This window comes from Streptococcus sp. 20925_1_69 (genome assembly GCF_041432365.1).
GTDB lineage: Bacteria > Bacillota > Bacilli > Lactobacillales > Streptococcaceae > Streptococcus.
On record NZ_JAPVZL010000002.1, the window covers coordinates 129,538 to 142,594 of the forward strand.

Here is a 13,057-nt window from a genome sequence, read left to right on the forward strand (position 1 = left end):
TTTTACCATTCCTTTCAACACTCCATTATATCGGATTTTAGCATTTTTTTCAATTTCTATTTCTTTTTACTTCCCCCTCCCTTATTTATAGGAAAATATGGTAAAATAGAACAGACTAAAAATCATCATTTCACGAAAGGATGCAAGATGAAAATTACGCAAGAAGAGGTAACACACGTTGCCAATCTTTCAAAATTAAGATTCTCTGAAGAAGAAACTGCTGCCTTTGCGACTACCTTGTCTAAGATTGTTGACATGGTTGAATTGCTGGGCGAAGTTGACACAACTGGTGTCGCACCTACTACGACTATGGCTGATCGCAAGACCGTACTCCGCCCTGATGTGGCCGAAGAAGGAACAGACCGTGATCGCTTGTTTAAAAACGTACCTGAAAAAGATAACTACTATATCAAGGTCCCAGCTATCCTAGACGATGGAGGAGATGCCTAATGACTTTCAACAATAAAACTATTGAAGACTTGCATAATCTCCTTGTCTCTAAGGAAATTTCAGCAACTGAATTGACACAAGCTACGCTTGAAGATATCAAGTCTCGCGAAACAGCTATTAACGCTTTTGTTACCATCGCTGAAGAGAAGGCTCTTGCTCAAGCCAAAGCCATTGATGAAGCTGGAATTGACGCTGATAATGTCCTTTCAGGAATTCCATTGGCTGTTAAGGATAACATCTCTACAGACGGTATTCTCACAACTGCTGCCTCAAAAATGCTCTACAACTATGAGCCAATCTTTGATGCGACTGCGGTTGCCAATGCAAAATCCAAGGGTATGATTGTCGTCGGGAAAACTAACATGGACGAATTTGCCATGGGTGGTTCAGGTGAGACTTCCCACTACGGAGCAACTAAAAACGCTTGGGACCAGAGCAAGGTTCCTGGTGGTTCATCAAGTGGTTCTGCCGCAGCTGTAGCCTCAGGACAAGTCCGCTTGTCACTTGGTTCTGATACTGGTGGGTCTATCCGCCAACCTGCTGCCTTTAACGGGATTGTTGGTCTCAAACCAACCTACGGAACAGTTTCACGTTTCGGTCTCATTGCCTTTGGTAGCTCATTAGACCAAATCGGACCTTTTGCTCCTACTGTTAAAGAAAATGCTCTCTTGCTCAACGCTATTGCCAGCGAAGATGCCAAAGACTCTACTTCGGCCCCTGTCCGCATTGCCGACTTTACTTCAAAAATTGGTCAAGACATCAAGGGCATGAAAATTGCTTTACCTAAGGAATACCTTGGCGAAGGAATTGACCCAGAGGTTAAGGAAACTATTCTTAATGCTGCTAAGCACTTTGAAAAACTTGGCGCTATCGTCGAAGAAGTCAGCCTTCCTCACTCTAAATACGGTGTGGCAGTTTACTACATCATCGCTTCATCTGAAGCTTCATCAAACTTGCAACGCTTTGACGGCATACGTTACGGCTACCGCGCAGAAGATGCAACTAACCTTGATGAAATCTATGTAAACAGCCGTAGCCAAGGTTTTGGTGAAGAAGTGAAACGTCGTATCATGCTAGGTACTTTCAGTCTTTCATCAGGTTACTACGATGCCTACTACAAGAAAGCTGGTCAGGTTCGTACCCTCATCATTCAAGATTTCGAAAAAGTCTTCGCGGATTACGACTTGATTTTGGGTCCAACTGCTCCAAGTGTTGCTTATGACTTGGACTCACTCAACCATGATCCAGTTGCCATGTACTTGGCTGACCTTTTGACCATTCCAGTCAACTTAGCAGGTCTCCCAGGAATTTCGATTCCTGCTGGATTCACTCAAGGTCTACCTGTCGGTCTACAATTGATTGGTCCTAAGTATTCTGAGGAAACCATTTACCAAGCTGCTGCTGCCTTTGAAGCAACAACAGACTACCACAAACAACAACCCGTGATTTTTGGAGGTGACAACTAATGAACTTTGAAACAGTCATTGGACTTGAAGTCCACGTAGAGCTCAACACCAATTCAAAAATCTTCTCACCTACTTCTGCCCACTTCGGAAATGACCAAAACGCCAACACTAACGTGATTGACTGGTCTTTCCCAGGAGTTCTGCCAGTTCTCAATAAAGGTGTTGTCGATGCCGGTATCAAGGCTGCTCTCGCCCTCAACATGGACATCCACAAAAAGATGCACTTCGACCGCAAGAACTACTTCTATCCTGATAATCCTAAAGCCTACCAAATTTCTCAGTTTGATGAACCAATTGGTTACAATGGATGGATTGAAGTGGAGCTAGAAGACGGTACAACTAAGAAAATCGGTATCGAACGTGCTCACCTAGAAGAAGACGCTGGTAAAAACACCCACGGTACAGATGGCTACTCTTATGTTGACCTCAACCGCCAAGGGGTGCCATTGATTGAGATTGTATCTGAAGCCGACATGCGTTCGCCCGAAGAAGCTTACGCTTATCTAACAGCCCTCAAGGAAGTTATCCAGTATGCTGGCATTTCTGACGTTAAGATGGAAGAAGGTTCTATGCGTGTGGATGCCAATATCTCCCTTCGTCCTTATGGTCAAGAGAAATTCGGTACCAAGACTGAGTTGAAGAACTTGAATTCCTTCTCAAATGTCCGCAAGGGGCTTGAATATGAAGTCCAACGTCAAGCTGAAATCCTTCGCTCAGGTGGTCAAATCCGCCAAGAAACACGCCGTTACGATGAAGCCAACAAAGCAACCATCCTCATGCGTGTCAAGGAAGGTGCTGCAGACTACCGCTACTTCCCAGAACCAGACCTACCTCTCTTTGAAATCTCAGACGAATGGATCGAGGAAATGCGTACAGAGTTGCCAAAGTTTCCAAAAGAACGCCGTGCACGTTATGTATCTGAACTTGGCTTATCAGACTACGATGCTAGTCAGTTGACTGCAAACAAAGTTACTTCTGACTTCTTTGAAGCTGCTGTTTCCCTCGGTGGCGATGCCAAACAAGTTTCTAACTGGCTCCAAGGTGAGGTAGCTCAATTCTTGAACGCAGAAGGTAAGACACTGGAACAAATCGAATTGACACCAGAAAACTTGGTTGAAATGATTGCCATCATCGAAGACGGTACTATCTCTTCTAAGATTGCCAAGAAAGTCTTTGTCCACCTGGCTAAAAATGGCGGTGGCGCGCGTGAATACGTGGAAAAAGCTGGCATGGTTCAAATCTCAGATCCAGCTGTTTTGATTCCAATCATCCACCAAGTCTTTGCGGACAACGAAGCCGCAGTTGCCGACTTCAAGTCAGGCAAACGTAACGCAGACAAGGCCTTCACAGGATTCCTTATGAAAGCAACCAAAGGCCAAGCCAACCCACAAGTAGCCCTTAAACTCCTTGCCCAAGAATTAGCGAAGTTGAAAGAAGATTAATATGTAAAAGAAACCAGCCCTGAGGTTGGTTTTTTCGCTCCTACCATGTCCCAATAACTATTTTGGCTTTATTTCCAGAAGATTTTATGGTAAAATGAAGAGTAATAATATTTATTAAAGAGGTAAAAACATGATTGAAGCAAGCAAATTGAAAGCTGGTATGACATTTGAAACTGCAGACGGAAAATTGATCCGCGTTTTGGAAGCTAGCCACCATAAACCAGGTAAAGGGAACACAATCATGCGTATGAAATTACGTGATGTCCGTACTGGTTCTACTTTTGACACAAGCTACCGTCCAGAAGAAAAATTCGAACAAGCTATTATCGAAACTGTTCCAGCTCAATACTTGTACAAAATGGATGAAACTGCCTACTTCATGAACACTGAAACTTACGACCAATACGAAATCCCAGTCGTGAACGTTGAAAATGAATTGCTTTACATCCTTGAAAACTCTGATGTGAAAATCCAATTCTACGGAACTGAAGTAATCGGTGTAACTGTACCAACTACTGTTGAATTGACAGTTGCTGAAACACAACCATCTATCAAGGGTGCTACTGTTACAGGTTCTGGTAAACCAGCAACTATGGAAACTGGACTTGTTGTCAACGTTCCTGACTTCATCGAAGCTGGACAAAAATTGATCATCAACACTGCAGAAGGAACTTACGTTTCTCGTGCCTAATCTCTAGAAAGAGGTCATTCTATGGGAATTGAAGAACAATTTGGCGAAATCGTTATCGCTCCACGTGTACTTGAAAAAATCATTGCTATCGCAACTGCTAAAGTTGATGGTGTCCACTCATTTTCAAATAAATCCGTATCTGATACCCTATCAAAACTCTCTCTTGGTCGTGGCGTCTACTTAAAAGAAAGCAACGAAGAACTAACTGCTGACATCTACCTCTATCTTGAGTACGGTGTGAAAGTACCAAAAGTTGCTCTTGCTATTCAAAAAGCGGTCAAAGATGCTGTCCATGATATGGCTGATGTGGAACTTTCTGCTGTCAATATCCATGTTACAGGAATCGTTCCAGATAAAACACCTAAACCAGAGTTGAAAGATTTATTTAACGAGGACTTCCTCAATGACTAGTCCATTATTAGAATCTAGACGCGAACTTCGTAAATGCGCTTTTCAAGCTCTTATGAGCCTTGAATTCGGTACAGATATGGAAACGGCTTGTCACTTTGCCTACACACATGACCGTGAAGATGCAGATGTGCAAATCCCAGTCTTTCTTCTAAACTTGGTTTCTGGTATCCAAGCTCAAAAAGAAGAGTTGGATAAACAAATCAACCAGCACCTCAAGTCAGGCTGGACAGTTGAACGCTTGACTTTGGTCGAAAAAAACTTACTACGCTTAGGAATCTTTGAAATCACTTCATTTGATACACCTCAGCTGGTAGCAGTCAATGAAGCTATTGAACTCGCTAAGAATTTTTCAGATCAAAAATCAGCCCGTTTTATCAATGGACTGCTTAGTCAATTTGTAACTGAAGAAAATGAATAATCGAAAAGGTGTTTGGTCTTCCAAGCACCTTTTGACTTTCCCCTCTGCACATAGTAAGAACCACATAAAAACTAGAACTGACTGCCAGTTCTAGTTTTTATGTATTCTAAAGAATTATACTCAATGAAAATCAAAGAGCAAACTAGGAAGCTAGCCGTAGGCAGTGCTTGAGTACGGCAAGGCGAAGCTGACGTGGTTTGAATTTGATTTTCGAAGAGTATTAGTATTTTCTAAATCGTTGATAGCGTTCTTCCAACAACTCTTCTAGCGGTTTTTGTGAAAGTCTAGCTAGCTCAGCTTGGAGTTCTTTTTTGACATTCTTAATTAATTCTTTGCTAGAAAGTCCTGCTTCAGAAATCACCTTGTCCACCACGTCCATTTCTAGCAGTTCATGTGATGTGATTTTCATCAACTCTGCTGCTTCCATGGCACGAGTGCCGTCCTTCCATAGAATGGAAGCAAAGCCTTCTGGACTGAGGATGGCATAGATAGAATTTTCCAGCATCCAAACACGGTCTGCGACTGCTAAAGCCAGAGCCCCGCCTGAACCACCTTCACCTATAATGATGGCGATAATCGGAACTCTCAGGTCACTCATTTCCATGAGATTGCGAGCAATAGCTTCTCCCTGACCACGTTCTTCCGCTCCCACACCAGGATAGGCACCTGCAGTATTGATAAAGGTCACAACTGGACGACCAAACTTTTCAGCCTGTTTCATCAAACGCAGGGCCTTACGATAGCCTTCTGGATGCGGTTGGCCAAAATTCCGTTTGAGGTTGTCTTGCAAACTCTTGCCTTTTTGGATACCAACCACTGTTACAGCTTGGTCTCCAAGCCAGCCGATACCACCAACAACTGCACCATCATCTCGGAAAGAACGGTCACCATGTAATTGGATAAATTCATCAAAAATGCCTGTCGCAAAGTCCAAGGTTGTCAAGCGACTCTGCTCACGCGCTTCTCTGACTATTTTTGCAATATTCATCTAGGACTCCCTCCGTGCAATCTGACTAGACTAGCAATGGTATCTGGCAAGTCTCTTCTTTTGACTATAGCATCCACAAAGCCATGCTCCAATAGGAATTCTGCCTTTTGGAAATCCTCAGGCAAGCTTTCACGAACCGTATTTTCAATGACACGACGCCCAGCAAAACCAACTAAACTCTGGGGTTCAGCCAGAATGATATCGCCTTCCATAGCGAAAGAAGCTGTCACACCACCAGTCGTTGGATCAGTCAAAATAGTCAGATAAAAGAGACCAGCATTTGAATGGCGTTTAACTGCTGCAGAAATCTTGGCCATCTGCATGAGACTCATGATTCCTTCCTGCATACGGGCCCCACCAGAGGCTGTGAAGAGAACAACTGGCAATTTTTCAACAGTCGCATACTCAAACAAACGAGTAATTTTTTCACCTACAACCGTACCCATAGATGCCATGATAAAGTTAGAATCCATAATCCCAAGAGCCACAGTCTGACCTTTAATAAGAGCAGTTCCTGTCACAACGGCTTCATCCAGACCTGTTTTTTCACGCATAGTTGCCAGTTTCTGTTGATAACCAGGGAAATGCAAGGGATCCTTGCTTTCAATCCCTGTAAACAATTCCTTGAAGGTTCCCATATCAATCGTCAAAGCTAAGCGTTCTTGGGCAGAAATACGAAAGGTATAGCTACAGTGCGGACAGATACGCTCACTTCCCAGATCCTTCTGATAAATGGTATGCTTACAGCCTGGACACTGGGAGAATAATTCATCTGGAACCTCTGGCTTGGCTTGAGGTTTTTCCCTAACCGAACGATTGGGATTGATTCGAATATACTTATCTTTTTTACTAAATAGAGCCATTGATTCCCCTTTTCGGTTTAAACTCTTGAAGTCATTTTATTCTTTTTCTTGATATTTGGGTAAGAATGTTTCCATCAAGAAAGAAGTGTCGTAATCCCCAGCAATAACATTGCGATCTGAAATGAGGTCAAGCTGGAAATCTGCATTGGTCTGCACCCCTTCAATCTCTAGTTCATAGAGGGCACGTTGCATTTTCATCAAGGCATCAAAACGATTTTCGCCGTGTACGATGATTTTGGCAATCATACTATCATAATAGGGTGGAATGGTATAGCCTGGATAAACTGCTGAATCCACGCGCAAGCCAACTCCACCACTTGGCAAATAGAGATTAGTAATCTTACCTGGACTTGGAGCAAAGTTAAAGGCTGGATTTTCTGCATTGATACGACACTCGATAGCATGCCCTCTTAGAACAATATCTTCTTGCTTAACAGACAGAGGATGACCTGCCGCAATGCGAATCTGTTCCTTAACGATATCCACACCTGAAACAAATTCTGTTACTGGATGTTCTACTTGTACGCGAGTATTCATCTCCATGAAATAGAAATTGCTACTTGCTTCATCAAGAAGAAACTCAATAGTCCCTGCATTCTCATAACCAACAGACTCTGCAGCTCGAACAGCAGCAGCACCAATTTCATTACGTAGCGTTTTACCAATTGCAATCGAAGGACTTTCTTCCAAAACCTTTTGGTTATTCCGTTGAAGAGAACAATCCCGTTCACCTAAATGAATCACATTTCCGTGTTCGTCTCCTAGGATTTGAACCTCGATGTGACGAGCTGGATAGATGACCCGTTCTATGTACATGGCACCATTGCCATAATTGGCCTTGGCTTCACTAGAGGCAGTTTCAAAGGCTGAAACGAGGTCTTCTGGTTTTTCAACCTTACGAATCCCTTTACCACCTCCACCTGCTGAAGCCTTGAGCATAACAGGATAGCCAATTTTTTCAGCAACAATCAAAGCTTCCTCAGAGTTATGCACTTCTCCATCTGAACCTGGAATGACAGGCACACCTGCTTTAATCATCTGAGAACGCGCATTGATCTTGTCTCCCATCATATCCATGACATGACCAGATGGACCGATAAACTTGATCCCCACCTCTTCACACATGGTTGCAAATTTGGAATTTTCACTGAGAAATCCGAAACCTGGGTGAATGGCTTCTGCCTCAGTCAAGACTGCAGCTGATAGAACCGCATTGATATTAAGATAAGACTCTGTTGCCTTGCCAGGACCGATACAAACTGCTTCATCTGCCAAAAGCGTATGCAGGGCTTCCTTATCGGCAGTTGAATAAACCGCTACCGTCGCAATCCCCAATTCACGCGCAGCACGGATAATACGAACCGCAATTTCACCACGATTGGCAATTAAAATTTTTCGAAACATGGAGAACCTCCTTAGTTCCCTATTGCAAAGGTAAGAGTACCACTAGCTGCAAGCTTGCCATCCACTTCAGCCTTTGCTTCAACCACGGCAATGGTCCCACGACGTTTTACAAAAGTCGCTGTCATAACCAATTGGTCACCTGGTACAACTTGCTTCTTGAACTTAACCTTGTCCATACCAGCGTAAAAGACTAGTTTACCTTTATTTTCAGGTTTTGATAACTCCAAGACACCAGCTGTTTGCGCCAAAGCTTCCATAATCAGAACACCTGGCATGACCGGGTATTGAGGAAAATGACCGTTAAAGAAGGGCTCATTGATGGTTACATTTTTGATGGCAACAATAGTGTCCTCTCCCACTTCCAAGACACGGTCTACTAGGAGCATAGGATAACGGTGGGGAAGGGCTTCTTTGATTCCTTGAATATCGATCATTTGATACGTACCAATCCTTTACCAAATTCAACCATTTCTTCGTTAGAAACGAGAATTTCCGTTACCACACCATCCTTAGGAGCTGGGATTTCATTCATGACTTTCATGGCTTCGATAATTACCAATGTTTGACCTTTTTTAACACTATCACCAACTGTTACAAAGGCAGGTTTATCTGGGCCAGCAGCCAAGTAAGCCACCCCAACAAGTGGGCTCTCTACAAGATCTCCCTCAGCAGCCACACTTGCTTCAGCTGGAGCTGGAACCTCTTCTGCTACAGTTTCTGCTGGAGCAGATGAAGGAGCTACTGGACTTGGTGTTGCTAGAACGGGCGCTGGAGCGACTTGAGCTGCAACTTCAGACACCAGTCTCGCTTCATTCTTGCTAAACTGCAACTCATCCGTCCCATTTTTGTAAGAAAATTCTCTCAAACTTGACTGGTCAAATTGGGCCATCAAGTCTTTAATATCGTTTAAATTCATACTTATTTATTCTCCCAACGTTTGAAAGCAAGAACTGCATTGTGGCCACCAAAACCAAAGGTATTTGAAATAGCGTATGGAATTTCTTGCTCCAAGCCTTGTCCGTAAACGACATTGGCTTCGATATAATCTGATACTTCACTTGTTCCAGCTGTCATTGGTACAAAGTTATGACGCATGGCTTCAATTGTGACGATAGCTTCTACCGCGCCTGCAGCCCCCAGCAAATGTCCTGTGAAAGACTTGGTTGATGATACAGGTACTTCCTTACCAAGAACAGCCACGATCGCACCACTTTCTCCTTTTTCATTAGCAGGAGTTGACGTTCCGTGAGCATTGACATAGGCTACTTGCTCTGGAGAAATCTCAGCTTCTTCCAAGGCTAGTTTAATGGCCTTGATAGCTCCCTGACCTTCTGGATGTGGTGAAGTCATGTGGTAGGCATCACAAGTATTTCCGTAACCAACTACTTCAGCCAGGATAGTAGCGCCACGTTTTTCAGCGTGTTCAAGACTTTCAAGAACCAACATCCCTGAACCTTCCCCCATGACAAAACCATTTCTGTCCTTATCAAATGGGATAGAAGCACGAGTTGGGTCTTCTGTAGTTGAGAGAGCAGTTAGGGCTTGGAAACCAGCAATAGCAAAAGGTGTGATAGAGGCTTCTGAACCACCTACCAACATAACGTCTTGGAAACCAAATTTAATTGAGCGGAAGGCATCCCCAATCGCGTCATTTGATGAAGCGCAGGCAGTATTGATGGATTTACAAACACCGTTTGCTCCAAAACGCATGGCAACATTTCCTGAAGCCATATTTGGCAAGGCTTTTGGAAGGGTCAATGGTTTCACACGTTTTGGTCCTTTGTCATTTAGGCGAAGTACTTGATCCTCAATTTCTTTGATTCCACCAATACCAGAGGCAACGATAACACCAAAACGATCCTTGTCAATAGCCTCTACATCAAGACCTGCATGATTGACAGCCTCTTGAGCTGCATACAAGGCATATAAAGAATAGTTATCGAAACGATTGGTATCTTTCTTAACAAAGTATTTATCAAAAGGAAAATCTTGGATTTCTGCTGCATTATGCACATCAAATTCACTATGATCAAATTTCGTAATTGGACCAATTCCGATTTTTCCAGTTGTCAAACTATTCCAAAATTCTTCTGGTGTATTTCCGATTGGAGATGTTACTCCATAACCTGTTACTACTACGCGATTTAGTTTCATCTTTTTTACCTCTAGCTTCTGCTACATACTTAAGCCACCATCAATGGCAACCACTTGACCAGTTAGATAATCTTGGCCTGCTAAAAATACTGTTAAATCTGCAACCTGCTCTGCCTGCCCAAATTCTTTCATAGGAATTTGTGCCAGCATAGCATCTTTTACCTTGTCTGATAGAACAGCTGTCATATCGGACTCAATCATTCCAGGTGCAATAGCATTAACCCTGATATTGCGATTGGCCACTTCACGCGCCACAGACTTGGTAAAACCAATCAAACCAGCCTTAGAAGCTGCATAGTTAGCTTGACCGATATTTCCCATCAAACCAACTACGCTAGACATATTAATGATAGCACCTTCTCTAGCTTTTATCATCGGTTTCAAGACTGATTGTGTCATGTTAAAGGCACCAGTTAAGTTAACCTTAAGCACTTTTTCAAAATCCGCTTCTGTCATCTTGAGCATCAGGGTATCTTGAGTAATTCCTGCATTGTTAACCAAAACATCTACTGAACCCAGCTCTGCAATAGCTTTCTCAACCATACGCTTAGCGTCTGCAAAATCTGATACATCTCCTGATATAGGAACCACCTTGACACCATAGTTTGAAAACTCAGCGAGCAATTCTTCTGAAATTGTACCACGACTGTTTAAAACAATATTGGCTCCTGCTTGAGCAAACTTGTGGGCGATGGCAAGACCAATCCCACGACTCGAACCTGTAATAAAGATATTTTTATTTTTTAGTTGCATTCTTTTCTCCTGTTTCCTCTTGTATTTATGGGAGAAGGGATTACTTGTTTTCTAGCAAATCTTCCAAGCTAGCCTGATCTTCAACATTGGCTAGTTTAGCTGTCTTATCAATTTTTTTCACAAAGCCTGACAAGACTTTCCCCGGTCCAATCTCGATAAAGTTGGTTACGCCTGCTTCTTGCATAACTGCAATACTTTCATAGAAACGAACTGGCTCCTTGACCTGACGCGTCAAAAGTTGAACAATGTCTTCTTTTTTCATAACTGCAGCTTCTGTATTGCCGACTAAGGGACAAGTGAAATCTGAAAAACTTACCTGAGCTAGAGTTTCAGCTAGTTTCTGGCTAGCAGGCTCAAGGAGAGCGGTATGAAAGGGACCTGACACCTTGAGAGGAATCAAGCGTTTAGCCCCTGCTTCCTGCAAGAGTTCAACAGCTCGATCAACTGCAACCACTTCTCCACCAATCACAATTTGTGCAGGTGTATTATAGTTTGCTGGAGTAACCACTCCAAGTTCAGAAGCTTTTTGACAGACTTCTTCAATGACCTCTACTGGCGTATTGAGAACTGCTACCATCTTGCCAGAGCCAGCAGGAGCCGCTTCTTCCATATAGGCGCCACGCTTAGCAACCAAGGCTACCGTATCTTCAAAATCCAAGGCACCGCTGGCCACTAAGGCAGAGTATTCTCCAAGAGACAAACCAGCAACCATATCAGGTTGATAGCCCTTTTCTTGCAATAAACGATAGATAGCAACTGAAGTTGCTAAAATAGCTGGTTGCGTATAGCGGGTCTGATTGAGTTTTTCTTCTTCCCTATCAATGAGATGACGCAAATCGTAACCAAGCACCTGACTTGCTTGATCAATCGTTTCTTTGACAATAGGGTAGTGATCATAGAGATCCCGTCCCATACCTAGATACTGGGCACCTTGGCCAGCAAATAAAAAGGCTGTTTTAGTCATTTCTTACAACTCCTGCCCAACGAGAGGCTTCTTCTTGAATTTTCTTAGCTGCTCCGTAATACAAATCTTTTAGGATTTCTTCAACGGTTTCTTCTTTGGAAACAAGCCCTGCAATTTGACCTGCCATAACAGATCCACCATCCACATCACCGTGGACAACCGCTTTGGCTAGAGCACCTGCTCCCATTTGTTCAAAAATTTCCAAATCTGGATTTTCTTGTTTAAAAGCATCTTTTTCAGCTTTTTCAAAATCACGAGTCAACTGATTTTTAATAGCACGAACAGCATGTCCAAAGTGTTGAGCTGAAATCGTAGTATCAATATCTCTAGCTTTTAAAATCTTAGCCTTATAATTTGGATGGGCATTAGACTCTTTTGCAACGACAAAACGCGTTCCAACCTGAACAGCCTCTGCACCTAGCATAAAGCCAGCGGCAGCACCTTCACCATCTGCAATCCCTCCTGCAGCAATAACAGGAATAGAGACAGCAGCAACTACCTGACGCACCAAGGTCATAGTTGTTAATTTACCGATATGCCCCCCAGCTTCCATTCCTTCTGCAATGACAGCATCCGCACCGATTTTTTCCATGCGTTTAGCTAAAGCAACACTTGGCACAACAGGAATCACTGTAATACCAGCTTCGTGGAAGCGTTCCATGTATTTACCAGGATTTCCTGCCCCTGTTGTCACCACCTTAACACCTTCCTCGATAACAAGATCTACAATATCTTCCACAAAGGGAGACAAGAGCATAATGTTGACACCAAAGGGCTTATCCGTCAATGATTTGATCTTATCAATATTTGCCTTGACAACTTCTTTAGGGGCATTTCCCCCACCGATAATCCCTAGCCCTCCAGCCTTGGAAACAGCTCCTGCCAAATCACCATCAGCAACCCAGGCCATTCCTCCTTGAAAGATAGGATAATCAATGTTCAATAATTCTGTAATACGCGTTTTCATAGTGCCTCCATCATTTCTTGCTTACGTAATAGTTCGATACTGTCATAATTTGAAAATCAAACTATTGCCTAAACAAGAGGGAGCGG

At 43.1% G+C, this 13,057-nt stretch carries 15 protein-coding genes; 6 read left to right on the forward strand and 9 right to left on the reverse strand.

Annotated features, from left to right (window positions below; all coding sequences use genetic code 11):
- Window positions 1–147 precede the first annotated feature (147 nt).
- The 6 genes from gatC (at window position 148) to nusB (ending at window position 4,878) form a co-directional block, all read left to right on the forward strand.
- Complete coding sequence (gene gatC, locus O3601_RS02030; RefSeq protein ID WP_000705419.1) at window positions 148–450, forward strand: Asp-tRNA(Asn)/Glu-tRNA(Gln) amidotransferase subunit GatC; 303 nt, start codon at window positions 148–150, stop codon at window positions 448–450.
- A complete protein-coding gene (gatA, locus tag O3601_RS02035) occupies window positions 450–1,916 on the forward strand; it encodes an Asp-tRNA(Asn)/Glu-tRNA(Gln) amidotransferase subunit GatA (protein WP_371470783.1) in 1,467 nt (488 codons plus the stop codon). Before gatC ends, gatA begins: the two co-directional genes overlap by 1 nt.
- Window positions 1,916–3,358: an Asp-tRNA(Asn)/Glu-tRNA(Gln) amidotransferase subunit GatB gene (gatB, locus tag O3601_RS02040; RefSeq protein ID WP_153193498.1), complete on the forward strand. Its 1,443-nt coding sequence runs from the start codon at window positions 1,916–1,918 to the stop codon at window positions 3,356–3,358. The genes gatA and gatB overlap by 1 nt, the downstream gene beginning before the upstream one ends.
- A gap of 130 nt (window positions 3,359–3,488) precedes the next feature.
- Window positions 3,489–4,049 carry an elongation factor P gene (gene efp / locus O3601_RS02045; RefSeq protein ID WP_000568643.1) on the forward strand — a complete coding sequence of 187 codons (561 nt, stop codon included), beginning with the start codon at window positions 3,489–3,491 and terminating at the stop codon, window positions 4,047–4,049.
- A 21-nt stretch (window positions 4,050–4,070) separates the two neighbouring features.
- Window positions 4,071–4,460, forward strand: coding sequence for an Asp23/Gls24 family envelope stress response protein (locus O3601_RS02050; RefSeq protein WP_023938546.1), 390 nt, complete (start codon window positions 4,071–4,073; stop codon window positions 4,458–4,460).
- On the forward strand, window positions 4,453–4,878 hold the full coding sequence (gene nusB / locus O3601_RS02055; protein WP_371470785.1) for a transcription antitermination factor NusB: 426 nt from the start codon (window positions 4,453–4,455) through the stop codon (window positions 4,876–4,878). The genes O3601_RS02050 and nusB overlap by 8 nt, the downstream gene beginning before the upstream one ends.
- 220 nt (window positions 4,879–5,098) lie before the next feature.
- Here nusB and O3601_RS02060 read toward each other — a convergent pair whose 3' ends face one another.
- From O3601_RS02060 to fabK, 9 genes are read right to left on the reverse strand one after another with little or no spacing between them, the layout of a single operon-like run.
- A complete protein-coding gene (locus O3601_RS02060; RefSeq protein WP_371470787.1) occupies window positions 5,099–5,866 on the reverse strand; it encodes an acetyl-CoA carboxylase carboxyl transferase subunit alpha in 768 nt (255 codons plus the stop codon).
- A complete protein-coding gene (gene accD / locus O3601_RS02065; protein ID WP_371470788.1) occupies window positions 5,863–6,729 on the reverse strand; it encodes an acetyl-CoA carboxylase, carboxyltransferase subunit beta in 867 nt (288 codons plus the stop codon). The genes O3601_RS02060 and accD overlap by 4 nt, the downstream gene beginning before the upstream one ends.
- A 36-nt stretch (window positions 6,730–6,765) precedes the next feature.
- On the reverse strand, window positions 6,766–8,133 hold the full coding sequence (gene accC / locus O3601_RS02070; RefSeq protein WP_261040475.1) for an acetyl-CoA carboxylase biotin carboxylase subunit: 1,368 nt from the start codon (window positions 8,131–8,133) through the stop codon (window positions 6,766–6,768).
- Between the two features lie 11 nt (window positions 8,134–8,144).
- Window positions 8,145–8,567: a 3-hydroxyacyl-ACP dehydratase FabZ gene (gene fabZ / locus O3601_RS02075; RefSeq protein WP_049500261.1), complete on the reverse strand. Its 423-nt coding sequence runs from the start codon at window positions 8,565–8,567 to the stop codon at window positions 8,145–8,147.
- Window positions 8,564–9,049, reverse strand: a complete 486-nt coding sequence (accB, locus tag O3601_RS02080; RefSeq protein ID WP_371470790.1) for an acetyl-CoA carboxylase biotin carboxyl carrier protein — start codon at window positions 9,047–9,049, stop codon at window positions 8,564–8,566. The genes fabZ and accB overlap by 4 nt, the downstream gene beginning before the upstream one ends.
- A gap of 2 nt (window positions 9,050–9,051) precedes the next feature.
- Complete coding sequence (fabF, locus tag O3601_RS02085) at window positions 9,052–10,287, reverse strand: beta-ketoacyl-ACP synthase II (protein ID WP_371470791.1); 1,236 nt, start codon at window positions 10,285–10,287, stop codon at window positions 9,052–9,054.
- Between the two features lie 21 nt (window positions 10,288–10,308).
- Window positions 10,309–11,040: a 3-oxoacyl-[acyl-carrier-protein] reductase gene (fabG, locus tag O3601_RS02090; protein WP_371470792.1), complete on the reverse strand. Its 732-nt coding sequence runs from the start codon at window positions 11,038–11,040 to the stop codon at window positions 10,309–10,311.
- A gap of 40 nt (window positions 11,041–11,080) precedes the next feature.
- A complete protein-coding gene (gene fabD, locus O3601_RS02095; RefSeq protein ID WP_371470794.1) occupies window positions 11,081–12,004 on the reverse strand; it encodes an ACP S-malonyltransferase in 924 nt (307 codons plus the stop codon).
- Window positions 11,997–12,971 carry an enoyl-[acyl-carrier-protein] reductase FabK gene (fabK, locus tag O3601_RS02100; RefSeq protein ID WP_023945583.1) on the reverse strand — a complete coding sequence of 325 codons (975 nt, stop codon included), beginning with the start codon at window positions 12,969–12,971 and terminating at the stop codon, window positions 11,997–11,999. Before fabK ends, fabD begins: the two co-directional genes overlap by 8 nt.
- Between the last annotated feature and the right edge of the window lie 86 nt (window positions 12,972–13,057).